Source organism: Winogradskyella sp. MIT101101, assembly GCF_047126865.1.
GTDB lineage: Bacteria > Bacteroidota > Bacteroidia > Flavobacteriales > Flavobacteriaceae > Winogradskyella > Winogradskyella ouciana.
The window spans coordinates 2,081,873-2,107,093 of record NZ_CP138982.1 but is presented as its reverse complement, the minus strand read 5'-3'; the positions used below and the strand labels follow the sequence as shown (position 1 = coordinate 2,107,093).

Genomic DNA, 25,221 nt, shown 5'->3' with positions numbered 1-25,221 from the left:
TTCTTTTTGTTCCACGTGGAACATAATTGTAAACATAAATTTTTAGGCGCGCAAAGATACGTTGAAATAGTAATATTCACGAACGTTTTGACAAGTAGTGGTCCTCTTTGGAGCGCATCTGATTTTTATCTTCTTTTGTTTTGTCTTTGTAACCACAATAATGAAGAATACCATGAATCATTACTCTTGCTAATTCATCTTCAAATTTTACATTGAATTCTTTGGCATTTTCCGCTACTCTATCCACTGAAATATAAATATCACCGTGTAGTTCTTTTCCTGCTGAATAGTCGAAACTTATAATGTCCGTGAATGTGTCATGATTCAAAAATTCCAAATTGATTTTGTGTAAATATTGGTCTGAGCAAAAGATATAGTTAATCTCCCCTTCCTTGCAATTCTCTTCCTCAATTGTATTGGAAATCCAATCGGAAAATTCTTTTTCGTTATCTGAATTAAAATCGGTTTCGTAATTAAAACTAATCATCGCTCTTAAAATACTCTTGAATCTTTTTCTTAAAATGATTCTGCAAAGGTAGTGCTTGGCGATTTAATATTTCAAGCGTATTGAAGTATTGTTTTGCGGTTTGAATTTGACTAGGATTATTATTTTCAAATTCTTTTTTATTGGTTTCAGATTCACGCTTTGTGTCTTGTCCTTGCATGAAAGTAGCATTCTCTAATTTCAACAACTGATGTTGCAAGTCCATCATCTTTTGGAGTGTTTGATTGGTGAAACCGTAATTCAACAAATCGAGCTCCACCTCTTCCATTTGCTTTATTAATTGCCCAGCGGATTCAATTTTTCCTTCCTTAGCCAAACGATCTTCTAGAGCCTGTCTGAGTTGTTGCTGTTGTTGATATATTTTAAAGAGTTGTGCGTTCTGTTCTTCATTCCCACCTTCACCGTAGCCATCATTTTTCACTTCATTACCGTCACTACCATTTCTTCCATCTTTTCCGTTCTTTCCACCTTTTCCGTCTTTTCCTTCACCATCTTGATTGCCTTCACCGTTCTGATTGCCGTTCCCTCCATTTTGACCTCCTTCACCGCCTTCACCTTGCTGTTCTCCAGACTTGCCATTTTCACCACTCTGACCGCTTTCTCCTTCTTGGCCTTTTTGTCCTTGTTCTCCTGGCTGTTTTCCTTCGCCTTCTTTTCCTTCTTTGCCATCTTCACCTGGTTTTTCTCCTTCACCCTCTTTTCCTTCTTCTCCAGATTTACCTTCTTCGCTCTTTTTAACCCCTTCTTCCATTTGCTTATTCAACTCTTCTTGACTCATTATAATATCTGGAAGCTGTTGACCTCCACCACCACCAGAACCGGGTGATGGCATCATGGACATTTCCATGTTGTCCAAGACATCACTCAAGAAACTCGCCAGCTCGTTACTGGCCGTAATGGCATATTGCTGTGAGGAAACCCCTTGATATAATCTGTTCTCGGTCAGCTGACCCAGGGCTTTATCAATGTTGAAATATACCTCAGTTATTTGTGAATTTACTTTCTCTGAAATCTTTGGCTGACGCAAAGACAAGGCGAACAAGCTGTCGTCGATATGCTCAAAGTGTTCCCTTAGATTGCTCTGGGAAATAATGTATTTACCGTATTTGTTGTTGTTGATGTCAATACCCTCGAAGGTGTTCATCAATTCTTCCTGATCAAAAGAATAGAGCAATAAATTTTCTAGGATTTGACGTAGCGTGTCAATATCCTCAGACATTTGGTCGCCCCCTCCGCCACCACCACCGAGCTTCTGCATCATTTTTTCGCTCATTTCTTTCATCTTCTTGGCGGCTTTCTTTTGGTTTTCTTTTGCCTTTTGCTGCTGTTCTTGTGCTTCTTGTGGCTTTCCTTCTTCTTCGTTTTGTTCCTTTTGGTCTAAAGCTTCTTTAGCTTCCTTTTGGTCAAACTTTACACCATCTTCTAAGAACTCATCAACCTTAACATCCATTGGCTTTTGAAGTCGTCGATCTTCTTGTTTTAGGTCTTCTATATCCTCTTGCAGTTTTTCAAACTCCTTGTTTAATTCCTCCTGTTTATCTTTTGTGTTTTCTTTTTCCTTGCTTGAAAGTTCTTCTTGCTTTTTGGACAAATCTTCTAACTGATTCGCGATTTTCTCGGCCTTTTTCATCACATAGAAACGTTTGGTCAACTCTAAGAGTTGTTTCATGCTGCGTTTCTTGTTTTTGTTCTGCTTGGCTAACTCTTCAAGTTTTTGTGTGAACTCTTCCTTGTTGATTTTGTCTTTTAATTCCTCGAGTTCCTCTAAAAGCTTCTCGTCTTTTTTGAGTTGCTCTTCATTCTCTTTTAAGCGCTCTTTTAAGTCCTCCTTAAACTGGTCTTCTTTTTTCTCTTCTTGAAATTCTTCGAGATTATCTTGAAGTTTTTTGTTGAAGTTTTTCATCAGCTGTTCTTGCTGTTTCTGACGCTTTAAAAAGTCTTCAAACTTCTTTTTATCATTAAAGTTAAGTTGTTGCTTTTCTTTTTGGGTTTTAGAAAACTCTTCTAGCTTTTTGTCTTGTTCCTGCAGCTTTTCAAAAGTCTTACTAATATCCTTTATGGTTTCGTTTTGTTCTTGAAGTTGTTTCTGCTCTTCTTCTTCTTGGGTTCGCTTTCTATAGCTAAACACACTACTTTTTGTGCGCTTGTAATTATGTAGCACATCATTATCAAAAACTTCAAAATACAGTTGGTAACTTACACCCTCTTCTAGGTTCAACTGATTTGGAAAGGCGCTTACAAATTCACTAAAATTAGATTTTGAAATGCTAATGGGCTCAACAGTCTTATTCGCTTCATTATCAATTGGATAGTATACTAAATTCAACTTTGTTAACCCAAAATCATCACTCGCCTGACCGTAGAAGTATAAACTTTGCTGATCCAAAGAATCCTTTTGCACTTTTATACTTAGTTCTGGACTTAAATCCTTAACCACACTAATGCTGTATGCTAAATTTTCGTAATCTTTAAGGTTGTCATTGCTTGTTGAAATACTGTAATTGTAGTTTCTGTATAGGCGCTTGGTGGCTTCAAACTTTCCCTTTTCGTTTTGAGTGAACGGCAAAGTGTCATTAGCATAAATATTGACTTCGCTTGTGGATTTTGTCAAGGCCTTCCAAGTCACTTTGGTGCCTTCAGGAATTACAGCTGAGCCTGTACTTTTTAAAACTTCATCTTGTTTTCTTGTGTAAGTCGGATAATCTAAAACCATTTCAAAATTGACAAGATTTGGCGTATTGATTACTTCAAGAGCATAGGTTTTGGAGGTGACATCATTAGCCGATAAACTAAACTCAATGTTGTTTTTTGGTAGGTTAAAGGTGTATTGAAATTCGCCAGGTGCCAATTGCTGTAAATAATAGGACTGACCATTGAATTGAATCTGTGCGTTCTCTGGTATAACATCACCTACTGTAGATACTTTCAATTTAAAATCCTTGCCCTCAATAGCCTGAAGAGATTCATTTAACACAAAAAACTGAAACGGAGCTGGTGGCTCATAGGCTGTTTTGTAATTAACAACACGCTCGTAGCTATCACTAAACCAATTGATTTTTCCTGTCAAGAATGATAAAAGTAAAATGGTAATCGGGATTGCCGCATACTTTAAGTATTTGGTGTTTGATTTAAAATTAATCGCAGATTTAAACGGAATAGGTTGTAATTCTTGTGATTTCTGCTCTATACTCGCAATCAAAAGGTCTGATTGTGTTGGGCTTTGGTTTAATTGAAGTACGTTGAGCAACTTGTCGTTAACCTCAGGGAAATGACTCCCAATCAATTTTGAAGCCGCTTCATAATTAATACCTTTTCTTAAATTAAATAGGTGAGCCAACGGTATGGCGATGAATTTTATAAACAAACCAATCTCTACAGCTATGAATGTCCAGAATAAAACAGTTCGTGCTGTCGGGTTAAGCCATAGCACATACTCTACAAAAAGTGTCACAATAAGGTACAGCAAACCAATGGCGAAAAACAGTATGGCGCCTTTTAGTAATTCATTAGTGTAATACTTTCTAATGAATTCTTGTAGTTTGTTTTTTATGGTTTCGAAATTGCTCATTCTTTTATTCTAACTGACTAATCTACGATTTTATTTTAATTGTTAATTCCTTTAATTTGGTAAGATTCTGTTAATTTAGGGGCTTTAACTGTTAAATACGGACTCAAAGCATGAAAGACCTTAAATATTTAGCTGCATTTTCAATCCCGTTAATGGTGTTTATTGGGCTATATTTAAAAGGCTATTGGGTTTGGGCAACACCTGTTTTTGCTTTTGTTTGTATTCCTGTTTTGGAATTGATTTTTGCCGTGGACACCAAAAACCTCCAACCCGAAGAAGCAGATAGTAAACTAAAACATAAACTCTTTGATTGGCTGCTGTACTTGAATCTTCCTATTGTATATGGGCTCGTTCTATATGCTTTGGTTTTGGTTTCTAATCAACATTTAGAAACTTATGAATTTGTAGGTCTCGTCATTTCCGTTGGTATTGTTCTCGGTGTTAATGGTATCAATGTTGGTCATGAACTTGGTCACCGACAAACTACTAACGAACACTTTATTGGTAAAGCTCTACTTCTGCCCTCGTTCTACATGCATTTTTATATTGAGCATAATTTCGGCCATCACTTGCATGCCGCAACACCTGAAGATCCTGCAACGGCAAAATACAATCAATCTGTTTATTCATTTTGGTTGACCTCATCTATTAGACAATACTTTAATGCGTGGAACATTCAAAAGAAGTTGTTGAAGAACAATAACCGATCTTTTTTCTCTGTTAAAAACGATATGCTTTGGTTTAATCTATTTCAGATTGGGTACTTAATGGTCATTGGGCTCACTTTTGGAACTACAGCTTTAATATTTGCGGTGTTAGCGGGAATTGTTGGTTTTATTCTACTTGAAACCGTCAATTATATTGAACATTACGGTTTGCTGCGTTTAAAAACCAAATCTGGTCGTTACGAACGTGTGAAGGAAATACACTCGTGGAATTCCAATCACGTTATTGGGCGTATTGTGTTATATGAACTCACAAGACATAGTGATCATCATTATAAATCTTCAAAAAAATACCAGGTTTTAGATTGCCATGATGAGAGTCCGCAAATGCCTTTTGGCTATCCCACCTCTATGGTTTTGGCAATGGTGCCACCACTCTGGTTTAAAATTATGAATAAGCGCGTGCCGAGAAGTATGATTCTGGAATAGTTTTCAGTAACTGGTTTAAGAAACTTTGAACTTGAAACTTTGAACTTTGAATTTCAAAAATCTATCTTTGCAGCCATTCTGCTAAGCACTAGCTTTTGAAGACACTTCGACTGCGCTCGGTGTGACAACAGACTTAATTTTTGAAATTATATTATGTCAAAAAATGTACGCGTGCGATTTGCGCCAAGTCCAACAGGCCCTTTACATATTGGTGGTGTAAGAACCGCTCTATTCAACTATTTATTCGCTAAAAAGCATGGTGGTGATTTTGTGCTTAGAATCGAGGATACAGATCAAAACCGTTATGTTGAAGGTGCTGAAAATTATATTGTAGAGGCTTTAAATTGGTGCGGCATTCCATTTGACGAAGGCTCTGGGAAAAACGAAAAATTTGGACCGTACAGACAAAGTGAGCGCAAACATCTGTATAAGCAATATGCAGATCAATTGGTTGCTGAAGATAAAGCATACTATGCTTTTGATACGGCCGAACAACTTGATGCACATAGAAAACAACACGAAGCCGAAGGAAAAACCTTTATCTATAATTGGCACAATCGTGAAAAAGGGCGTTTGGTCAACTCTTTAGTTCTATCTGAAGAGGAAACACAAGGCAAACTTGATGCTGGTGAAGATTTTGTTATTCGTTTTAAATCACCACAAGATGAAACTCTACACTTAAAGGATATTATTCGTGGTGATATCTCAATTGACACCAATACGCTAGATGATAAGGTGTTGTTTAAAAGTGATGGCATGCCAACCTATCACCTAGCGAATATTGTAGACGACCATTTAATGGAAATCACACATGTTATTCGTGGAGAGGAATGGTTGCCTTCTTTAGCATTACACCAATTATTATATGATGCCTTTGGCTGGGAAGCTCCTGAATTTGCGCATCTACCATTGATATTAAAACCCACAGGAAAAGGAAAATTAAGCAAGCGTGATGGAGATAAATTGGGATTCCCAGTATTTCCTTTAGCCTGGAAAGACCCAAAAACCGGAGATGTTTCTAAAGGCTACAAAGAAGAAGGTTACTTCCCTGAAGCTGTGGTTAATTTCTTAGCGTTTTTAGGTTGGAATCCAGGAACAGAACAGGAAATCTTTAGTTTAGAAGAACTCGTACAAAGTTTCGACTTAGAACGCGTTAATAAAGCTGGTGCACGTTTTGATCCTGATAAAACCAAATGGTTTAATCATCACTATATGCAACAGCAGTTGGATTTGGATTTGGCTAAAGCATTTCAAGCAAAAAACATTCTTTTAGAGGGTGTTGATGTTAACTATATTGCTTTAGTTGTTGGTCTTATTAAAGAACGTGCAACATTTGTTAAGGACTTCTGGGAATTGAGTCATTTCTTCTTTGTGGCTCCAGCTAATTATGATGAAAAGGCGTCAAAAAAGGCGCTAAAAGAAGACACACCTCAATTGATGCAAAAGGTTATAGAAATTGTGACGGCAACTGGAGATTTTACGGTTGAAAACCTTCAAACCAAACTCAAAGGTTGGATTACAGACAATAATATAGGTTTTGGTAAAGTAATGATGCCGTTGCGATTAGCATTAGTTGGCGCTTTGCAAGGACCCGATGTTTTCGAGATTATGTTTATGATTGGTAAGGCTGAAACGGTAAGGCGTGTAGAAGCTTTGATTAAGACTATATAATTGCTGGATGAGATCCTTAAGCAGCACTTCGACTGCGCTCAGTGTGACGGTTGGTATGGCAACTTAAAGTTGCTAAAACGTAATTAAAGCAGTAAAAACCAAAAGGGATTGGTTTCCTTCAAAACGGTCTGCGTTATTTAGATTAAAGTCGTTATCATTCAACTTTCCTAAAATATTAGTGAAGCCATAAACATATTGCGCGCGTAATCTAAAGCTACCAAAGCCGGCAGATAATCCTACAGCTCCATTAACGTTAAACTTTGAGATATCGGATATGTCTTCAGTAAATAGATTGTCGTAACCTGTAACCAAAAAGCCTTCTTTAGAATCATCTTTAAGATCTAATTCGCCATTATACTGCAACATAGGACCAACATCTAAAGTAACATTATTGCTGATAAGTTTTACATGGAACAAAAACGATAATTGTGCTGTTAGCATTTTATATTCAATATACTCCTCTCTAGCTGTTGCAGGTGTTTCACCTAGTATATCAATATTGTTTTCTGATAGTTGAATGTTGTAGCTTACATTATACCATTTGTGAGGAATGTTAACAGAAGCCGTTAAACCTCCCAAAAAACCAGTATTGGATTTGGTTTTAAAATTATCGGTAATGATATCAAATTGTGTGATTCCTCCCTGTATACCTATACCATTTTTTATGGCATAACGCTTATGTTGTCCGTAGCTCATTGTAACAAAAGTTATGCAAATAGCTACTAATAAGAGGTGTTTTGTTTTTTTCATACCGATTTAAGGCTTATTAAAGCAAACCTAAGTAAAATAATTTAATATTACTTACATTTAGTTTCTCGTATTCACTAACCTTAAAAAACTTGTTATGGGTCAATTTATTTTAGTTCCGATTATATTTTTTGGATTACTTATCCTTATTTCTTCATTCTTTATCGTAAAACAGCAGACTGCTGCTATTGTGGAACGCTTTGGTCGTTTTCAATACATAGCGCAATCGGGTTTGAGGATAAAAATCCCTCTTGTTGATCGTGTTGCTGGACGTTTGAGTCTTAAAATTCAGCAATTAGATGTTATCATTGAAACTAAAACCTTGGATGACGTATTTGTGCGTTTAAAGGTTTCTGTACAGTACAAAGTAATTAAAGATAAAGTTTATGATGCTTTTTATAAACTTGACTATCCGCATGATCAGATCACGTCATATGTGTTCGATGTGGTGCGTGCCGAAGTTCCAAAAATGAAACTGGATGACGTTTTTGTTAAAAAGGATGATATTGCCTTAGCGGTTAAAGCAGAACTTAATGATGCTATGTTGGATTACGGTTTTGATATCATTAAAACTTTGGTAACAGATATTGATCCTGATGCGCAGGTTAAACAAGCCATGAACCGTATCAATGCTTCTGAACGCGAAAAAATTGCTGCGCAGTTTGAAGGTGATGCTGCTCGTATTCTTATCGTTGAAAAAGCAAAGGCGGAAGCAGAAAGCAAACGTTTACAGGGTCAAGGTATTGCCGACCAAAGACGTGAAATAGCACGTGGTTTGGAAGAATCCGTTGAAGTTTTAAATAGAGTTGGTATTAACTCACAGGAAGCATCTGCTTTGATTGTTGTGACACAACATTATGATACGCTACAGTCCTTAGGCGAAGAAACCAATAGTAATCTTATTCTACTACCCAACGCACCACAAGCTGGAAGCAATATGTTAAACGATATGGTGGCGAGTTTTGCGGCAAGTAACCAGATTGGCGAGGCTATGAAAAAAGCTAGAAAAGAGAGTGACGAAAAATAAGCGTCAAAAAATAAAAACCTCGGAAAATTTTCCGAGGTTTTTATTTTCATGTGGTTAAATTCACTATCGCCATCCACAGACAATTGCTCCCATTACAGCTAAAGTAAGCGTCCAGTAGCCCACATTAATAAAAATGTGTTTCCATGATTTACGTTCAAACAAACCATTGGTTCCCATTATAGGAAGTACAAAGAAGATCCCGAGCAAAGCTCCATGAAATGCTCCGTGTTTAAACGTTCTAAATTCATCTTTATAATCAGACATGAAAGCCTCATATGAAGGTAGTTCTCCCAGTTCTCCCTGAACCAAGCTAAATGCACCCATTTGGTGATTCGTTACAGTTGGTAAAAAGAAGGCCAACAAAATTGCCAATAAAAATGACACACCGAAAATGACTCCCATGTTTCCACTTTTCATTTTCTCTTCAGTCATTCCAGACTCTCGCATCCAGGCTTTACCAAAAATTGCCGGATTATACCACAGAAACCCTAATACCATAGGTACAACTGCAGCAACTAAAATTGCTAAAAAATTAAATTCCATTTGTTTTGATTTTATTAGTTAGTATGTTTTAAATGTACAAAAAAACCCAAGAATATAAGTCCTTGGGTTTTTTATTGGTGTGGTTTAATGTTGTTTTAATGCTCTTTCTTATATTTTGAAACCAATTCCTTCAATTGGTTTAAATAATTCTCTAAATCCTCTTTATTTAATGTTGCGCTAGCGTTAGAGCCTTCCGGCAAAGTACTTCTCGTTTCGTTGAGATATTTCATGAGTTCTGGATAGTTATCCTCTATCTCTCGTGTAACGGTCGCTATTTCTGTCAGTATTTGTTGTGTTTCTTTCATAATGTTCCAAGTTTACACTAAGATAAAAATTTATAATTAAAACACCTATGAAGACTTTGTTAAACCTCTGATGCTTCCTTCACCAAAAGTTCATTTTTATCTTCCAAAGCTTTTGCTATAAATTCATTTATGGCGTCGTTGCGCTCTAATCCTTTATTCAAAAGTACCTTTAGCGTTATCATAGTAGCAATGCGTGTCCCAGCCTTTTTTACTGCGGTACCAAACCAAGGTTCTAATTCTTCGTAAGAAACTTTTTTAGCCAGTTCTTGTATTTCCGCTTTTGTGCGTATTTGCTTTTCCTCAGGTAAATTTGTGTATTTTTTACCTAATTGCTGAATAATACTAATCGCTGGACGTTGCGGTTGTTGTTTCTTTGGTTGTTGCTTTTGTTGCGGTTTTGGTTTTTGCTTTGCCCAACTATCACGAAGTCCAACTGTTTTATTAAATACCAATTTATCCTTGGTAGAATCTTCATCCACCACAAAATAGCCTAAGCGCTGAAACTGAAACCGCTCTCCCACTTCAACATCAGACAAACTGGGTTCTAGGTAGCCTGTTTTCACATCTAATGAATTCGGGTTCAAAAATTCCATAAAATCCTTATCCTTGTCGCTGTCTGGTGCTTCATGCATAAACAAACGATCATATTCTCTTATTTCAGCTTTTATGGCATGTTTTATAGAAACCCAGTGCAAAGTGCCTTTGACTTTCTTTGAGGTGTCTGTATCATAGGTGCAGTGAATTTCTATGATGTCTCCATTTTCATCTTTAATCACATCATTTGCTTTAATAATATAGGCATTCTTCAAGCGTACTTCACCACCTAGCTTTAATCTAAAAAACTTGTTACCAGCTTCTTCTTTAAAATCTTCTTTTTCAATATAGATTTCTCTTGAAAAAGGTACTTTTCTATAACCGGCAGATTCATCTTCCTGGTTGTTTTCTGCCTCAAGCCATTCTTCCTTATCCTCAGGGTAATTGGTAATGACTACTTTCACGGGATCTAAAACCGCCATCACACGATTTGCTGTTTTGTTTAAATCTTCACGAATACAGAATTCAAGTAATGATACATCAATGACATTTTCACGCCTGGCAACACCTACTTTTTTTATGAACTCACGTATTGAACTTGGTGTATAACCTCGTCGTCTTAAGCCAGAAATAGTTGGCATACGTGGATCGTCCCATCCAGAAACCAACCCTTCTTCGACTAAACGTAATAATTTACGCTTGCTCATTATGGTGTAGCTGAGATTTAATCTTGCAAACTCACGTTGTTTAGGCGGAAGTGGTAATTGGTCCTTAGCGTATTCGTAAACATGATCCCTAAACCAGTTATAAAGCTTTCGGTGAGGTTTAAATTCCAGAGAGCAAAGTGAATGTGAAACTTGTTCTATGTAATCGCTTTCACCGTGGGTCCAATCGTACATTGGGTAAATGCACCAGTCATCACCTGTTCTATGGTGTTTGGCGTGTAAAATGCGATACATTATTGGGTCTCGCATCAACATATTTGGGTCCTCCATATCTATTTTAGCGCGCAGTACATGTGTACCCGCTTTGAATTCCCCAGCTTTCATACGTTGGAATAAATCTAGGTTCTCCACCACGCTTCTGTCTCTGAAAGGACTATTGGTTCCTGGTTGTGTTGGCGTCCCTTTTTGTTCTGCCATGGCTTCTGAAGACTGGCTATCTACATAAGCTTTTCCATCTTTAATGAGCTGAACAGCCCAATTGTAAAGCTTATCGAAATAATCTGAAGAATACAGTTCATTTGCCCATTCATAGCCTAACCAAGCAATGTCTTTTTTTATGGCATCTACATACTCCTGCTCTTCTTTTGCTGGATTGGTATCATCAAACCTTAGGTTTACGGGAGCATTATATTTTTTGCCTAAACCAAAACTAATACCAATAGCTTTTGTGTGGCCAATGTGCAAATAGCCATTTGGTTCAGGAGGAAAACGGAAACGAAGTTTCTCTTTTGGCAAACCGTTGGATAGGTCTTCTTCTATAATATGCTCAATAAAATTGAGTGATTTTGTTTCTTCTGACATTGTTTAGGTATTGGGTAAAAGTTCCAACTTTGCCAAGGCTTTGTTGGACGTGGCAAAATTAAGCAAAATGTAACATTATTGCACTATAGGATACTTATAGAATAGATATAACATAAACCAAAAAAACATGAACTACAAATGTCCTAAATGTGATAACACCACTTACGAAATTGGTGAAATGAGAGCTACAGGAGGTACATTGTCTAAAATCTTTGACGTACAAAACAAAAAGTTTACTTCAGTAACTTGTAAAAAATGTACCTATACTGAGTTTTTTAAAGCTAAAACTGGTGCTTTGAGCAATATCTTTGATTTCTTTACAAATTAACTCAACGTCCAGTAACAATTAAGGGATTCTCTATATTTGCAGCATGGGAGTAATAAAAGTTGAAAATATCCGTGTTTTTGCATATCATGGCTGTTTGAGAGAAGAAACCGCTATTGGTAGTGATTACCGTGTTGATTTAGAGGTTAAAGCAGATTTGAAGCCTTCTTCTAAATCTGATAAGTTGAGTGATACCGTTGATTATGTCTTTTTAAATAAAGTTGTAAGGGATGAAATGGCTAAACCGTCTAAACTGCTAGAAACCGTTGCACAACGGATTATTGATAAAATTTTTAGTGAGGATAAATTGGTTACCAAGATTAAAGTTGCGGTTAGTAAGATTAATCCTCCTATTGGTGGTGATGTGGAAATGGTGACTATAAAACTTTCTGAAAAGCGAAAAAAGTAAGCCTGTATAGGGTAAAACGTTTATAATTTATATATTTGCCCTCTCAAAAGGGTGTCGTGGCCGAGTGGCTAGGCAGTGGTCTGCAACACCATCTACAGCGGTTCGAATCCGCTCGACACCTCAAGAAAGAGATACCGAAAAGTATCTCTTTTTTTATTTTAAAATTTTAGAAAAATTTAATTAAAGTAATACACCATCTACAGCGGTTCTCTATACACTTAGGAAGCTCGATAGCTCTTCAAACCTTCAATATATGTAAAAAGCTTTTTGTTTTAAAAATTTTAAGAAAATTTAGATTAAGACATGCGCGGTTCGAATCCAAGAAAGACATCTTGAAATGATTTACTCAACTGAGCTTTTTTAAATTTTTTATAAAAAATTAATTAAAGCAATACACCATCTACAGCGGTTCTCCATACACTTAGGGACGCTCGATACCTCTTCAAACCTTCAAAATATATTGAAAGCGTTTTGTTTTAAAATTTTAAGAAAATTATGATTATGTCATTGCGGTTCGCGTCCAAGAAAGACATCTTGAAACGTCTAGCATAACTGAGTTTTTTGTGGATTTTTTACGAAAATTAATAAAAGACAGACGCCGTCTATAGTAATTATACGAGTCTTTATGGACACTTGATAGCACGGAGAAATTTCAACAAGAATCGAAGGGTTTTTAGCTATAATAGTTATGACGAAGCCTATTGAAAGTCATACAATACAAATAAAGATTTTTAGATACCTTAAGAAGCCAAAATTTCACAAAGAGTTTTCTTTTAATACTATTGGTCTGACTCCAGGTGTTCTATTAATTGGACTATGGTTAGTGGCTCTTTTGTATCGACATCATGTGATTTTCTATAGGTTTTAATGTCTTTTTTTCGGTCTTTATAAAGCTTCTTAAGTTGGCTCAATGATTTAAACTTTGTTACAACATCATCTTTATAGAACCAATATTCCTTAATCGGTTTAACCTTATACATTTCTGGTAATTCCAGGTCATATAGATTTCCTCGGTTTTCTATTGAAGACACTGTTCTACCTGAGGTGGTTTGCGATGTTCCGCCGTATCCACCACTAGCAGCTGTTGATGATTCTAAATTACATTTATGTTCCAAATACAACTCAACGTCAGACTTCATTAGCAATTCTAAAAAGACACCATCTTTTCTTATAAATTTTCGATTTGAAACATAAACCGTATCTATTCTCCCAATATCGGTTTGTGTCATTGCCAAGATTTCATCATCTTTTTTAAAAGCAAAGTTTTCGGAAAGTGCATTGTAATTTAAAACTTCGGTTAGCTTACTTCCGTCCTTCATTAAAATAATACCTTCGGTAAATTCAGGCAATACATAATGTGGAGATTTACTGGAATTGTCTTGTGTATATCCAAAGCACGTAAAAAGTGTAATACAAAATAAAGTAATAACTGATTTCATTATAAATCGTATTTGTTGGTTTTGGTAATTTATACCTCAAGAATTATACCTATCTCTATCCTACTCGTTTTTTATTGGGTTTACTCTATCAATCTGTTCCTTACCTTTTTCATATAAATCTGGGAACAATCCCTGAGATAAAAGTAGAATTCCAAACCCTAAAATAACCAAAGCCACAATTTTCTTTGTCTTAAAAATAAGTCTAGGTGTAAGTTTGCTTCTTAGCCGTTTTGCCATAGCAATTTTAAAGAGATCACATAAAAAATAGGATATCAACATGGTGGTAATAAAGATTGCTACACCGTTTGAAGATTCTGTTATTGATGTACCGATAACAATGAAGCCTAACCAGCCCAAAAGCACTCCAATATTAATAAAGTTGAGTAAAAATCCTTTAACAAACAGCTTTCCGTAGTCGTTTTTTGGTAATTCTATGCGATGGTGCTCCCTTACTATGGAACGAAAAGATTTTGACGTTTTTATAAAACTTATGACTCCATAAATTACTAGAAGAACACCTCCAAACACCAATAAATTAGGGTCGTCTTTAATTTTGTCTAGTAGCGTATCAGTGCTTTTAAAAATAACAAGTATAAAGACTATATCCGCTAGAATAACACCAAGATCAAAAACCACAGCTCTTGTAAATCCTTTTGTAGCACTTGTTTCTAAGAGCACAAAGAATACTGGACCTATGGTAAAGGCTAAAATAATCCCAAAGGGAATGGCTGTTAAGATATCATCTAACATGTAAACTTGCGGTTTACACAAAAGTAACAAAAAGTAATAGGAATTTACATACGCTTTACTTTGCCACCAAGAACTGTCTTTTCGTCTATGAGTTTTGGATTACCGTAAATAAAAACATTTCCGCCAGCTTTTATCCTTACATCCACATACTCAGATGCATTGATATAAGCTTCACCACCAGCATTGATGCTTACTTCCGTTTGCTCCGTTTTTAATTCTTTTGCATTAAAAACTCCGCCTGTATAAATAGATATATCCTGATTTTTAGAGCTTCCTGTTGTATTAATTAACGCACCAGTTACAGCTCTAATATTTGCATAAGTTGTTTTTATATCTGCTGTGATTTCCGCTCCTTCTTGTGCTTTTAGGTCAATCTCATATTGTTCTAAGGTTTCATCTACGTTAACTTTTGCTCCTTCATTTGCATCAATAACATCTACTGAAGTGTAATAAAGAATAACGACTGTGTCGTTTCCGTCATAACTCTCTTCTAGCTTCATTCTTATTTTTAGCTTACCGTTATTGTTCAAAACCTGAACATCTTTATGGTTTTTACCAGAAATAACAACTTTGTTCTCATCAGATTTTTTCATCTTTAGATTAATTAGGTCGTAAACTTTTACGGTATTAAACTCACCAACTGTCTTCTCAATAGTATCTTGAGCAGTAATAGAACAGCTGAATAAAACAGTAAGGACAAGAATTATATTTTTCATTTTTTTAAGTTGATTTTAAGAATTTATGTTGCCACTTTTACTGCGGTTCCAGTCACGGAAACCATTGCATAGTTACTTGTAGTTAATTCTATTTCTACTTTAATACCAACGATGGCATTAGCATTTAATTGTTTTGCATTTTCCTGAAGACTCTGAAATGCTTTTTCTTTGGTTTTATCTACACTATCTTGAATTGTCTTATAGTATTTAGAGACACTAAAGCCCATTGCTAATTTCTCTTCATTCATAGCAACACCAGTGACAATGCCTAAATAATCCATTATTTTAAAACCTTCTATGGAATTTGTTGTGGTTAGAATCATACGATAAGTTTATTTATATGTCTATGTCAAATATAAATCGTTGCACCACAACATACAAGATACTGAAACAAGTTCAGCATGATAAATTTAGGTTTTATTCAGGTTTTCCTACCAAATAAAAATCCAAATGTTTTTTTACCAAGTCGGTATTTTTAACCTTTACAATGATTTCGTCACCTAATTGATATATATTCTGTGTTTTACGACCAACCATAGCATATTGATCTTGATCAAAAGAATAATGATCATCTTTCATGTCTCTAACACTTACCATTCCTTCGCATTTGTTGGAGATAATTTCAACATAGATTCCCCAATCCGTAACACCAGATATCACTCCTAAAAACTCTTCGTCTTGGTGATCTTGCATAAAGCGTATCTGCATGTACTTAATTGAATCGCGCTCTGCTTTAGTGGCTAAATATTCCATGTTACTGGAGTGTTTACACTTTTCTTCGTAAATCTCTTCGTTGGCTGATTTACCACCATCTAAATAATGCTGTAACAAGCGATGTGCCATTACATCTGGGTAACGACGAATAGGTGAAGTAAAGTGACTGTAATAATCAAACGCTAGTCCGTAATGCCCTATGTTTTGCGTCGTATATTCTGCTTTAGACATGGTACGGATGGTTAAGGTATCAACCAAATTTTGCTCTTTCTTACCTACAACATCTGTTAATAGTTTGTTTAATGATGAAGCAATGCTATTACGATCCTTAAACGTGAGTTTGTGTCCAAAACGACTTACCACAGTTTGTAGCTGTGCTAATTTAGCTTCATCTGGCTCGTCATGTACTCTATACACAAAGGTTTTCTTTGGATTCTGCTTACCTATAAATTCTGCTACTTTTTTATTAGCCAATAGCATAAATTCTTCAATCAGTTTGTTGGCTTCTTTACTGGTTTTAAAGAATACTCCCGTTGGGTTGGCTTCTTCGTCTAAATTGAATTTCACTTCAACCTTATCAAAAGAAATCGCTCCCGATCGCATTCGTTGCGAACGCATTTTTTTTGCCAATCTATCTAAAACCAAAACAGCTTCGGCGATCTCTGGTTTAGTGTTGTATTGTTTTCCTGTTAATGACACTTCTTGAGGGATCGTTGTATTAAGTTGAGACGTTTCAACTGCTCCCAGTGTGACTTTAGGGTTGTTTTCTATGATAGCCTGTGCTTCTTCGTAAGCAAAACGTGCATCGGAATAGGTCACTGTTCTACCAAACCATTGGTCTTTAATTTCACATTTATTGTTCATTTTAAAGACTGCAGAAAAGGTGTATTTTTCTTCATGCGGACGTAATGAACAGGCTCCGTTAGATAAAATTTCCGGTAGCATCGGCACTACACGATCTACTAAATAAATAGAGGTAGCACGCTCGTAAGCTTCATCATCTAAAACCGTTCCTGGTTCTAAATAATGAGAAACGTCTGCAATATGTATTCCTATTTCGTATAAGCCATTTTCTAAAACTTTAAATGATAAGGCATCATCAAAGTCTTTGGCATCCTTAGGATCTATGGTAAAGGTTAAATCCTTACGCATATCGCGTCGCTTGGCAACTTCTTCAGCTGTAATATTTAAGTCTATGGAGTTAGCATAATTTTCCACCTCGTGAGGAAACTCGTGAGGCAAACCATACTCTGCTAAAATGGAATGAATTTCTGTACTGTGCTCACCTGGTTTACCGAGAACTTCCAATACTTTACCATTGGGTGAATCTGCCTTTTCTGGCCACTCCTCTATGGATACCAAAACTTTGTCTCCATCCTCAGCTTTCTTGGTTTTATTGATGGGTACAAAAATATCAGTGTACATCTTAACGCTATCAGCTACGACAAAGGCAAAATTCTTTTTTTCGTGAATCTGAATAGTACCTACATATTCACTTCTCGCACGCTTAATAATATTGGTGATTTCACCTTCTTGTTTTCCTCTTCGTTTTCTTCTGTAGGCGTAAAATTCTACTTCGTCACCATCCAAAGCTCTATTGATATTATTGGATGCTATAAATACATCCTCTTCAAAATCATCACTGATGATGTAGCCATTGCCTTTTGAAGAAAGGTCTAGAATACCAGTATGATATTCTGTGTTTACAATGGCTTTGTATTTACCTCTATCGACTTGTTCTATTTCTTGTTTAGAAGTAAGTTTAGCTAAGGTTTTTATGATTTGGTTTCGGCTACTAGCATCGTTAACACCAAGTATAGATGCAATTTGCTTGTAATTAAAAGTTTTGTTTTTATCTTTTTTTAAAATACCTAAGATGGTATTTGTAAGGTTAGGAATCTTGTTCTTTTTAGATTTCCTTTTTTTCTGTCTTGTCATTTAATTTGTAATCATATTCGTTTCCTAAAAGTGTTAGGAATTCTTCATTTAAAACTCAATATAGGTGGAAGTGAAGATATTAAGTTTTGTGCAAAGCTACACTATTAAATTTTAATAGTGTTTAGTAAAGGTTAAATTAATAAAAAAATCACTTATCAACATATATATACATATCATCATTTTTCTTTTAAAATTTAAAAAATAAAATGATGGTTATTATAGTCTGTTAATAGCTTGTATAACTTTTTTAAGTTTTATTTTGATTTGTTGTAGTTTACAATTTATTACGGTTTAGTTAACACTAAATTTACATGTAAAAGGTTCATTTATAAGCTAAACAAAAAAGCTATCAACAACTGTTAATAATCTATGTTAATAGAATTAACTGATATGTTTTGAGTAAAAATTTGTTCATTTGAACAAAAAGGCTGTTTATAAATTCACTCCAAAAAAAGGATTAAAAAATTAGGTTATATAAATGCTATTTTGGTTTAAAAAATTAAATGAATAATCCTAATTTTTGTTTTCAAGACTTGTGAACAGTTATTAACAAGTAATGAGTATTACTATTAACCAGTTTTTATTATTTGTAACTTTGTTGAAAGATAAGATTAGTAATCCAGAGCTAAGAAATTAATCTCCATAATTATGGGATTGCCGCACTTCGCTCGCAATGACATAAAAATATGAACATCTCAATAGGAAACGACCATGCAGGTCCAGAATACAAGCTAGAAATTTTAAAATACTTACAAACTAAAGAACATGTCGTTACCAACTATGGTACCGATTCTACGGATAGTGTAGATTACCCTGATTTTGTGCATCCTGTAGCTAAGGATGTTAACGATAAAAAAGTGGATTTTGGAATTTTAATTTGTGGTAGTGCTAATGGTGTAGCTATGACGGCAAATAAATATCAAAACGTAAGAGCTGGTGTGTGTTGGACAAAAGAAATCACAGAATTAACTAGACAGCATAATAATGCCAATATTATATGTATTCCAGCACGTTTTACATCTGTTCCACAAGCTATTAAAATGGTAGATACTTTTTTAAATACTGAGTTTGAAGGTGGTCGTCACCAAAAACGTGTGGATAAGATTCCGTTATCCTGTTAAATGGGTCACTCGCACGCTCATAAACATTCTCATAACCACGATCTAAATGGTCGTAATCTGTTTATTTCCATACTTCTCAATATTGTTATTACAGTCGCTCAGGTTGTAGGTGGTTTAATTTCAGGTAGTTTGGCCTTGCTTAGTGATGCGCTCCATAATTTAAGTGATGTTGTCTCTTTGATTATAAGTTTAATTGCGAATAAGTTAGTTAGACAAAAAGCCTCATTAAAACGGACTTTTGGATATAAACGTGCGGAAATCCTAGCGGCTTTCATTAATGCGGCTACACTTATTATTATAGCTATACTTTTAATATTTGAAGCTGTTGAGCGTTTTAAAAATCCACAGCAAATAGAATCTAACCTTGTGATTTGGCTTTCTGTTATCGCTATTATAGGTAATGGATTTAGCGTCTTATTGCTAAAAAAGAATGCAGGCGACAACATGAATATGAAAAGCGCCTACCTTCATCTTTTAACCGATATGATGGCAAGCGTTGCAGTTTTAGTGGGTGGATTGTTAATGAAGTTTTATCAGATTTGGTGGATAGACAGTGTGTTAACCTTTGCTATATCCATTTATCTTATTGTTATGGGATGGAACTTATTAAAAGACTCATTTAGAGTCCTAATGTTGTTTACGCCAGAGTCTACTTCTGTTGATGCTATTGTTAAAGATATTCAAACCATAGATACAATTAAAAATGTTCATCATGTACATATCTGGCAATTGAATGAAGAAGAAATTCATCTCGAAGCTCATATAGATTTTAATAAGAATATTACCTTATCTGAATTTGACACCATTTTAGATGAAATTGAAGAACTGGTCTATCACAAGTACGAAATTAATCATATTAATATTCAACCAGAATTTGGAAAATGTGATGCCAAGGATGTAATTGTACAAGACTAATTAATTTTGTCAGGCTGAAAAAAAATTATGCTAGAAATAAAGACAAAAACATTTCAAGAATTAAACACTAAAGAGCTCTACGACCTACTTCAATTACGTAGTGAAGTGTTTGTGGTAGAGCAAGATTGTGTCTATCAAGATATTGATGGTAAAGATCAGAAAGCGCTACATGTATTAGGCTATAGAGATAGAAAATTAGTGGCCTATACACGTATTTTTAAACCAGGTGATTATTTCGATGAAGCCAGTATAGGTAGAGTAGTGGTGAAAGAAAATGCTCGGCAATGTAAGTATGGTTATGATATAATGACTGCTTCAATACAAGCAATTAAAGACTATTACGACGAATCTAAAATTAGAATTTCTGCCCAAATATATTTAAAGCGATTTTATAACAATCTAAATTTTAAGGAAGTGGGAGAGGAGTACCTAGAAGATGGCATTCCGCATATAAACATGATTAAATCTTCTTAGTTAGAAGTTTTGGGTTTAATAACACGCGTCACAACGATTTCTACACGTCTATCTAATTCCGGCTCACCACCAAGTGGAAATTTTCTTCGTTGACCAACAAACTTCATGCGATAGCGCTTTACACCTTTTTCTGCTAAATAATCGTAAACTGTCTTAGCTCTTGCTAAGGATAAATTACGTTTTTTGGTTTTTCGGTCAATAGCATCTCGTGCACCGTGGGTACAACATACATGGCCTTCAATATTGAAATAAATATCTGTTCGCTTTACTAAAATTTTAGCGATTTCGTCTAATTTAGCCTTTGACTCCTTGGTAAGATAACTGTAACCCGTACGGAATAAAATATTCTCTAGTTGAATTTTATCACCTTCTTTGAGTTCACCGCTTAGTAGTTCTTCAGTAGTTTCTTTTTTTGGTTGTTCTACCTTTTCACGAGGAGGATCATATGGTTGTACTATAATTTCAACTTTTCTGTTAAGTCCACGAATTTTATAAAGATCCTTATCATTAACAACATTGAGAAGGATTTCACCCTTTCCGTCTACATTTGTAATTACGGACTCATCAAACTCATTGTTAGAAAACACTTCCTTTATAGCATCTGCGCGCTGTTGAGACAACACCATGTTATAAGAATCACTACCTCTATCATCACAAAAACCGTATATGGATATTTTCTGAATATCCATGTTTTCAATTTCCGATAAAAACAAGAGGAGTCGACTTTCTTCAGTCTCAGGAATTTCGTATTTATCCGTTAAAAAATATACCTGATGCTTAATCTCCTTTTGAGCAAAAGCAAACTGAATGGATAGGCATATAAAAACGAGTAGGGACTTCATTTTTTCTAGAATTTTCTTACTAATTGAAAATTTCCTTAGTGTTAAATATAGATATTTTTTTCTTAAACGCTTTTATAGAGCGCTCTTACTTACCTAAAATGCTAGTATACTGCTTGGTATCATTCAATATAGAAACCGCTTTATTTATCTCAGGGTTATTTGCGGTATAATATTGATACAAACCTTCACTATAGAAATAGCGTTTAATAATTTCATCAGTTAACAACGATTTTAATTGAGGTTTATTAGCATTAATAGCATTCGTTTTATAAGCCTTTAAAGCATTGTTTAAATCATCTATTTCTGAGTTTATAACACCACTCAATTCTTCTTCATTAGCAACAGATATCGCATCTTCCAAAGCTTTTTCTGTTTTGGTTTCAAAATTAAAACCAGTGGTTTTTAAATACCCCTTAAAGGCATTGAAATCTGAATCAGATAACTTAAAGGCGCTTAAATCCTCTACTTTATTATCGTAATAATATTGCGTCGCAAAATTAAAGACTAAATTTTCGTTTAAAATCGCTTTGGTTATTGGCGTAAATTTAGAAAGCTCTATTTCAACATCTGGCTGTACTCCGCCACCATCAAAAACATCGCGCCCGTTGCGAGTTTTAAAGGCATTGTAATTTTCTTTTTTAACACGAGTTGCTTTTCCGTTCTCGTCTCTATTCCAATAATCTAAAGCCTGTATACAACGACCAGAAGGTGTATAATATCTCGATATGGTAATTTTCATTTGTGTTCCATAGGTCAAAGGTTTAGGACGTTGAACCAGTCCTTTACCAAAGCTACGTGCACCTACTACTACTGCTCTATCCATATCTTGCAAGGCACCAGAAACAATTTCACTGGCAGAAGCACTGCTACCATCTATTAAGACCACTAATGGAATTTCAGTATCAACAGCATCTCTTTTTGTATAATAGGTTTTGTTATATTTTTTAACTTTAGATTTAGTGGTCACCACTAACTGATCTTTAGGTACAAAAATGTTAGTGACATTTACCGCCTCGTGCAATAAGCCACCTGGATTACCTCTTAAGTCTAAAATAAGTTGTGTAGCTCCTTGATTTTTTAATGCTCTTAACGCACCAAGTGTTTCGGCTGAAGCTTTTTGATTAAACTTTCTCAATACAATGTAACCCGTTTTATCATCAATCATTGAATAGTGCGGAACAGCTTTTATTTCAAGTGATTCTCTAATTATTTTTACCGTATTGGTTTTACCCTGTCGTTTGTAGGTTACGGTAACTTCGGTACCTGCTGCACCTTGAAGCAGGTTGGCAGCATCATCCTTAAAATCGGCTACGACAACATTATCTACCTTAATTATTTCATCACCTGCTTTTAGTCCGGCTTTATCTGCAGCGTAGTTTTTATAAGGCTCAACTATAACCAATTTATCTTTTAGCGTGAGTACTTTGGCACCAATACCAGTATAATCTCCAGCATTGTTTATTCGTGAAGCCTCAACATCTTGCTCATTATAAAACTGCGTGTAAGGATCTAAATCGTCTAACATGCTTTTAATAGCCGTGTCCATTAACTCACCAGGATTGGTCTCGTCAACATAGTTCATGTTGAGCTCCTTAAACATTGTGGTGAAGATTTCAATTTGCTTTGCTATTTCAAAAAAATCATTTTTAAATGCTGTAGTACTGAAAAATATAATTACAGCTAGAGCAGGTATTATGAGTTTTTTATGTAGATATTTTTTCATGATTCTGAGGTTTTATCTAAGAATTTCTTAAATAACAATTTTATACTGTCATTCAATTTATCAAAAGTTGTTCCATCCTTGCTAAGGTACAAAATCATAAACGCATAAGATGTTGAACTATTGTTAAAGTATAAGGGTTTATTCAGCCTATAAGCTTCTCTTAGTAAACGTTTTATTCTGTTTCTGGCCACTGCAGTTTTATGGAGGCGCTTACTTACTGAAACACCAGTTTTGAGCGTGCTACCATCTTTATAATCTGTTTTAAGGTAAATAAGACGTAGAGGATAAACCGTAACAGATTTGCCTTCATTAAACAAATGCTCAATGAGTTTTTTACTTTTTAGCTTATCTTTTTTAGAATATTGAAATCGCATCATAACAAAAATAGAAAACCATGCCGATTAGACATGGTTTTCATAATCTATTTGAATAATTGCTTACTCTAAAGTAAGTGAATTATTTTCTCGTTTTACATCTGCCATCATCTGAGAAGGATCAATTTCAACAGATTTAACAGCTTTATTTGCTTCAAAAGTGTAGGTTGGCATTGCCCAAGCCCAATCATCTATTGTAGTTGCTGATGTTGGTTTTTCTCCGCGCATCATTTGTAACGGAATATAAAACTCTTCAGTTGAACCATCAGTATAGGTTACGGACAAATCAATAGGCATTGGCATTAATCCCATACGTTCTAAAGTAATGGATTTGCCCTCAACCGCTTTTACAGCATAATCAATAGTATTGGTGGTTTGGCCAAAATCTATTAAGTACCAATCCAATTCAAAATCAGTTACACGTTCTGCTGTTCTTATAAAATCCATTGGTTTTGGATGTTTAAAGGCAAAATCATCATAATACTTTTTAATGGTTTTCTTAAGATTATCTTCACCAATAACATAGCCAAGTTGTGCCATAAATACAGCTCCCTTGCTATATGCAGCAGCTCCGTAAACTTGATTATAAGCATATCGATCGGCATGTGTAGTCAATGGTTGTTCATAGCCCGAATTTGCTAATCCTATGTAGTTTCGATAAGAGCCAACTTGTGGATTATCTTTTTTGGTTTCATTCAGTTCATTTTCAGCAAGATTAGAAATATAGCTTGTAAAGCCTTCATCCATCCACTCGTGCTTTGCTTCGTTAGTAGCTAATAAGAATTGAAACCATGTATGAGCCAACTCATGGGCTGTAACACCGAGTAAACTTCCATAACTTCGCTGACCGGTAATCAATGTACACATGGCGTACTCCATACCGCCATCTCCACCTTGTATAACAGAATATTGGTCGTAAGGATATTCACCAATATTTTCACTAAAGAAATCCATTAATTTTGCAGTGTCTGGCTGTAGTTTCTTCCAATTTTCAAGATACTTAGGCTCTAGATCTTTTTTGTAGTAGAAATGCAGTTTAGGACCATTTGGCATTTCATAAGTATCATGGATAAAATCTGGATCTGCAGCCCAAGTAAAATCATGAACTTTTGGAGCTTCAAAATGCAAGGTTTTTTTACCACCTTTAGCCTTGGTTTCATTTTTCAGATAACCCGTACCGCCAACAACATAATCTTTGTCGATAGTCAATTTGACATCAAAATCTCCCCAAACACCATGGAATTCTCTTCCGATGTATGGATCTGCATGCCAACCTTCGTCATCATATTCTGCTAATTTCGGGTACCATTGCGTCATAGAAAGTGCAACATCTTCCTTGTTGTTTCTACCAGAACGACGAATTTGAACAGGGACTTGAGCATCAAAATCCATATCAAAAGTCACTTTTTCACCTGGTTGAATAGGCTGAGCCAACTTCACCTCTAATACCGTGCCGACAGTTTCGTGCGTAATTGTTGTGCCGTTTTGCTTTAATGAATTAACTTTTATAAAACCAATTTCATTTGGTTGAAGTTTACTGATACGATCTCCTACTCTTGGGTCGGCATCTGCAATAGTTCTAGAGCGTACGTCCATTTCGCTTCCAGGCTGAAAGGCATTAAAATACAAGTGATAATACACTCGGCTTAATACATCTGGTGAATTATTGGTATAAACCAACTTCTGTTTTCCTTTATATTGAAAGGTATTGACATCCATATCGATTTCCATTTGGTAATCTACATGTTGTTGCCAGTACTCTGTTTTAGGTTTAGCAATAGGGCTATTCTTACTCTGACTAGGCTTTTCTGTTGCTCCACAAGAGAAGACAAGAGCGATACAAGAAAGGCTTAAAAGAATTTTTTTCATATAATTTTAGGTTTAATTAAACGTGTTTTAAT

The 25,221-nt window shown here is 35.2% G+C and carries 23 protein-coding genes and 1 tRNA gene; 9 read left to right on the top strand and 15 right to left on the bottom strand.

Translation table 11 applies throughout. The features are described 5' to 3' along the window. Positions 1-76: 76 nt before the first annotated feature. Both ybeY and SIB89_RS09470 read right to left on the bottom strand, forming a co-directional pair. Positions 77-487: an rRNA maturation RNase YbeY gene (gene ybeY, locus SIB89_RS09475; protein WP_412559591.1), complete on the bottom strand. Its 411-nt coding sequence runs from the start codon at positions 485-487 to the stop codon at positions 77-79. Continuing rightward, on the bottom strand, positions 480-4,073 hold the full coding sequence (locus SIB89_RS09470) for a DUF4175 family protein (protein ID WP_412559590.1): 3,594 nt from the start codon (positions 4,071-4,073) through the stop codon (positions 480-482). Before SIB89_RS09470 ends, ybeY begins: the two co-directional genes overlap by 8 nt. 110 nt (positions 4,074-4,183) lie before the next feature. Between SIB89_RS09470 and SIB89_RS09465 the strand changes: the two genes are divergently transcribed. Together SIB89_RS09465 and gltX are read left to right on the top strand one after the other, a co-directional pair. After that, a complete protein-coding gene (locus tag SIB89_RS09465) occupies positions 4,184-5,227 on the top strand; it encodes an alkane 1-monooxygenase (protein ID WP_412559589.1) in 1,044 nt (347 codons plus the stop codon). A 153-nt stretch (positions 5,228-5,380) separates the two neighbouring features. Then, a complete protein-coding gene (gene gltX, locus SIB89_RS09460; protein ID WP_412559588.1) occupies positions 5,381-6,898 on the top strand; it encodes a glutamate--tRNA ligase in 1,518 nt (505 codons plus the stop codon). 72 nt (positions 6,899-6,970) lie between these two features. Here the strand turns inward: gltX and SIB89_RS09455 are convergent, their stop codons facing one another. After that, positions 6,971-7,594 (bottom strand): hypothetical protein, encoded by a 624-nt coding sequence (locus SIB89_RS09455; protein ID WP_412559587.1) that lies wholly within the window; start codon positions 7,592-7,594, stop codon positions 6,971-6,973. Positions 7,595-7,742: 148 nt separating this feature from the next. On the opposite strand from SIB89_RS09455, the gene SIB89_RS09450 reads away from it, so the two are divergent. Beyond that, the gene (locus tag SIB89_RS09450) at positions 7,743-8,672 is read left to right on the top strand and encodes an SPFH domain-containing protein (RefSeq protein WP_155089191.1); all 930 of its coding nucleotides are present in this window, start codon (positions 7,743-7,745) and stop codon (positions 8,670-8,672) included. A gap of 63 nt (positions 8,673-8,735) precedes the next feature. Here SIB89_RS09450 and SIB89_RS09445 read toward each other — a convergent pair whose 3' ends face one another. The 3 genes from SIB89_RS09445 to SIB89_RS09435 form a co-directional block, all read right to left on the bottom strand. After that, positions 8,736-9,215 carry a DUF1761 domain-containing protein gene (locus SIB89_RS09445; RefSeq protein WP_155089190.1) on the bottom strand — a complete coding sequence of 160 codons (480 nt, stop codon included), beginning with the start codon at positions 9,213-9,215 and terminating at the stop codon, positions 8,736-8,738. A gap of 95 nt (positions 9,216-9,310) precedes the next feature. Beyond that, entirely contained in the window at positions 9,311-9,520 is a 210-nt protein-coding gene (locus SIB89_RS09440) for a hypothetical protein (RefSeq protein WP_412559586.1), read from the bottom strand. Between the two features lie 59 nt (positions 9,521-9,579). Further along, positions 9,580-11,580: a glutamine--tRNA ligase/YqeY domain fusion protein gene (locus SIB89_RS09435; RefSeq protein WP_412559585.1), complete on the bottom strand. Its 2,001-nt coding sequence runs from the start codon at positions 11,578-11,580 to the stop codon at positions 9,580-9,582. Between the two features lie 127 nt (positions 11,581-11,707). On the opposite strand from SIB89_RS09435, the gene SIB89_RS09430 reads away from it, so the two are divergent. From SIB89_RS09430 to SIB89_RS09420, 3 genes are all read left to right on the top strand, one after another. Beyond that, positions 11,708-11,908, top strand: a complete 201-nt coding sequence (locus tag SIB89_RS09430; RefSeq protein WP_155089187.1) for a zinc ribbon domain-containing protein — start codon at positions 11,708-11,710, stop codon at positions 11,906-11,908. A 43-nt stretch (positions 11,909-11,951) separates the two neighbouring features. Next, positions 11,952-12,314 (top strand): dihydroneopterin aldolase, encoded by a 363-nt coding sequence (gene folB, locus SIB89_RS09425; protein ID WP_155089186.1) that lies wholly within the window; start codon positions 11,952-11,954, stop codon positions 12,312-12,314. Positions 12,315-12,364: 50 nt separating this feature from the next. After that, positions 12,365-12,435 (top strand) — tRNA-Cys (locus SIB89_RS09420). A gap of 658 nt (positions 12,436-13,093) precedes the next feature. On the opposite strand, the gene SIB89_RS09415 is transcribed toward SIB89_RS09420, so the two are convergent. The 5 genes from SIB89_RS09415 to SIB89_RS09395 form a co-directional block, all read right to left on the bottom strand. Then, positions 13,094-13,753 carry a hypothetical protein gene (locus tag SIB89_RS09415; RefSeq protein ID WP_412559584.1) on the bottom strand — a complete coding sequence of 220 codons (660 nt, stop codon included), beginning with the start codon at positions 13,751-13,753 and terminating at the stop codon, positions 13,094-13,096. A gap of 60 nt (positions 13,754-13,813) precedes the next feature. Further along, complete coding sequence (locus SIB89_RS09410; protein ID WP_155089184.1) at positions 13,814-14,503, bottom strand: LysE family translocator; 690 nt, start codon at positions 14,501-14,503, stop codon at positions 13,814-13,816. Positions 14,504-14,547: 44 nt separating this feature from the next. Then, positions 14,548-15,219 carry a head GIN domain-containing protein gene (locus tag SIB89_RS09405; RefSeq protein WP_412559583.1) on the bottom strand — a complete coding sequence of 224 codons (672 nt, stop codon included), beginning with the start codon at positions 15,217-15,219 and terminating at the stop codon, positions 14,548-14,550. 23 nt (positions 15,220-15,242) lie between these two features. After that, entirely contained in the window at positions 15,243-15,542 is a 300-nt protein-coding gene (locus tag SIB89_RS09400; RefSeq protein ID WP_155089182.1) for a YbjQ family protein, read from the bottom strand. A 94-nt stretch (positions 15,543-15,636) separates the two neighbouring features. Continuing rightward, complete coding sequence (locus SIB89_RS09395) at positions 15,637-17,871, bottom strand: ribonuclease R family protein (protein WP_412559582.1); 2,235 nt, start codon at positions 17,869-17,871, stop codon at positions 15,637-15,639. Positions 17,872-18,557: 686 nt separating this feature from the next. Between SIB89_RS09395 and rpiB the strand changes: the two genes are divergently transcribed. Genes rpiB through SIB89_RS09380 form a run of 3 tightly spaced genes read left to right on the top strand, consistent with a single transcriptional unit; the run spans position 18,558 to position 20,381 of the window. Continuing rightward, positions 18,558-18,992, top strand: a complete 435-nt coding sequence (rpiB, locus tag SIB89_RS09390; RefSeq protein ID WP_155089180.1) for a ribose 5-phosphate isomerase B — start codon at positions 18,558-18,560, stop codon at positions 18,990-18,992. Further along, positions 18,993-19,907 (top strand): cation diffusion facilitator family transporter, encoded by a 915-nt coding sequence (locus tag SIB89_RS09385; protein ID WP_412559581.1) that lies wholly within the window; start codon positions 18,993-18,995, stop codon positions 19,905-19,907. A gap of 27 nt (positions 19,908-19,934) precedes the next feature. Further along, the gene (locus SIB89_RS09380; protein WP_412559580.1) at positions 19,935-20,381 is read left to right on the top strand and encodes a GNAT family N-acetyltransferase; all 447 of its coding nucleotides are present in this window, start codon (positions 19,935-19,937) and stop codon (positions 20,379-20,381) included. Here SIB89_RS09380 and SIB89_RS09375 read toward each other — a convergent pair. The 4 genes from SIB89_RS09375 to SIB89_RS09360 all read right to left on the bottom strand — a co-directional run bounded on the left by SIB89_RS09375 (position 20,378) and on the right by SIB89_RS09360 (position 25,189). After that, on the bottom strand, positions 20,378-21,223 hold the full coding sequence (locus SIB89_RS09375; RefSeq protein ID WP_155089177.1) for an OmpA family protein: 846 nt from the start codon (positions 21,221-21,223) through the stop codon (positions 20,378-20,380). The genes SIB89_RS09380 and SIB89_RS09375 overlap by 4 nt on opposite strands. A gap of 85 nt (positions 21,224-21,308) precedes the next feature. Next, entirely contained in the window at positions 21,309-22,946 is a 1,638-nt protein-coding gene (locus tag SIB89_RS09370; RefSeq protein ID WP_412559579.1) for a S41 family peptidase, read from the bottom strand. Beyond that, complete coding sequence (gene rnpA / locus SIB89_RS09365) at positions 22,943-23,320, bottom strand: ribonuclease P protein component (RefSeq protein WP_412561898.1); 378 nt, start codon at positions 23,318-23,320, stop codon at positions 22,943-22,945. The genes SIB89_RS09370 and rnpA overlap by 4 nt, the downstream gene beginning before the upstream one ends. Positions 23,321-23,383: 63 nt before the next feature. Next, positions 23,384-25,189, bottom strand: coding sequence for a M1 family metallopeptidase (locus SIB89_RS09360; protein WP_412559578.1), 1,806 nt, complete (start codon positions 25,187-25,189; stop codon positions 23,384-23,386). Positions 25,190-25,221 lie beyond the last annotated feature (32 nt).

Bases quoted from the DNA above. Each gene is read 5' to 3' on its own strand.
- SIB89_RS09455 (WP_412559587.1), bottom strand. From the start codon at position 7,594: ATGAGCTACGGACAACATAAGCGTTATGCCATAAAAAATGGTATAGGT.
- SIB89_RS09385 (WP_412559581.1), top strand. From the start codon at position 18,993: ATGGGTCACTCGCACGCTCATAAACATTCTCATAACCACGATCTAAAT.
- SIB89_RS09450 (WP_155089191.1), top strand. From the start codon at position 7,743: ATGGGTCAATTTATTTTAGTTCCGATTATATTTTTTGGATTACTTATC.
- gltX (WP_412559588.1), top strand. From the start codon at position 5,381: ATGTCAAAAAATGTACGCGTGCGATTTGCGCCAAGTCCAACAGGCCCT.
- SIB89_RS09470 (WP_412559590.1), bottom strand. From the start codon at position 4,073: ATGAGCAATTTCGAAACCATAAAAAACAAACTACAAGAATTCATTAGA.
- SIB89_RS09445 (WP_155089190.1), bottom strand. From the start codon at position 9,215: ATGGAATTTAATTTTTTAGCAATTTTAGTTGCTGCAGTTGTACCTATG.
- SIB89_RS09440 (WP_412559586.1), bottom strand. From the start codon at position 9,520: ATGAAAGAAACACAACAAATACTGACAGAAATAGCGACCGTTACACGA.
- SIB89_RS09400 (WP_155089182.1), bottom strand. From the start codon at position 15,542: ATGATTCTAACCACAACAAATTCCATAGAAGGTTTTAAAATAATGGAT.
- rnpA (WP_412561898.1), bottom strand. From the start codon at position 23,320: ATGCGATTTCAATATTCTAAAAAAGATAAGCTAAAAAGTAAAAAACTC.
- SIB89_RS09370 (WP_412559579.1), bottom strand. From the start codon at position 22,946: ATGAAAAAATATCTACATAAAAAACTCATAATACCTGCTCTAGCTGTA.
- SIB89_RS09405 (WP_412559583.1), bottom strand. From the start codon at position 15,219: ATGAAAAATATAATTCTTGTCCTTACTGTTTTATTCAGCTGTTCTATT.
- SIB89_RS09375 (WP_155089177.1), bottom strand. From the start codon at position 21,223: ATGAAGTCCCTACTCGTTTTTATATGCCTATCCATTCAGTTTGCTTTT.
- SIB89_RS09395 (WP_412559582.1), bottom strand. From the start codon at position 17,871: ATGACAAGACAGAAAAAAAGGAAATCTAAAAAGAACAAGATTCCTAAC.
- SIB89_RS09415 (WP_412559584.1), bottom strand. From the start codon at position 13,753: ATGAAATCAGTTATTACTTTATTTTGTATTACACTTTTTACGTGCTTT.
- SIB89_RS09360 (WP_412559578.1), bottom strand. From the start codon at position 25,189: ATGAAAAAAATTCTTTTAAGCCTTTCTTGTATCGCTCTTGTCTTCTCT.
- folB (WP_155089186.1), top strand. From the start codon at position 11,952: ATGGGAGTAATAAAAGTTGAAAATATCCGTGTTTTTGCATATCATGGC.
- SIB89_RS09430 (WP_155089187.1), top strand. From the start codon at position 11,708: ATGAACTACAAATGTCCTAAATGTGATAACACCACTTACGAAATTGGT.
- SIB89_RS09435 (WP_412559585.1), bottom strand. From the start codon at position 11,580: ATGTCAGAAGAAACAAAATCACTCAATTTTATTGAGCATATTATAGAA.
- ybeY (WP_412559591.1), bottom strand. From the start codon at position 487: ATGATTAGTTTTAATTACGAAACCGATTTTAATTCAGATAACGAAAAA.
- SIB89_RS09410 (WP_155089184.1), bottom strand. From the start codon at position 14,503: ATGTTAGATGATATCTTAACAGCCATTCCCTTTGGGATTATTTTAGCC.
- SIB89_RS09380 (WP_412559580.1), top strand. From the start codon at position 19,935: ATGCTAGAAATAAAGACAAAAACATTTCAAGAATTAAACACTAAAGAG.
- rpiB (WP_155089180.1), top strand. From the start codon at position 18,558: ATGAACATCTCAATAGGAAACGACCATGCAGGTCCAGAATACAAGCTA.
- SIB89_RS09465 (WP_412559589.1), top strand. From the start codon at position 4,184: ATGAAAGACCTTAAATATTTAGCTGCATTTTCAATCCCGTTAATGGTG.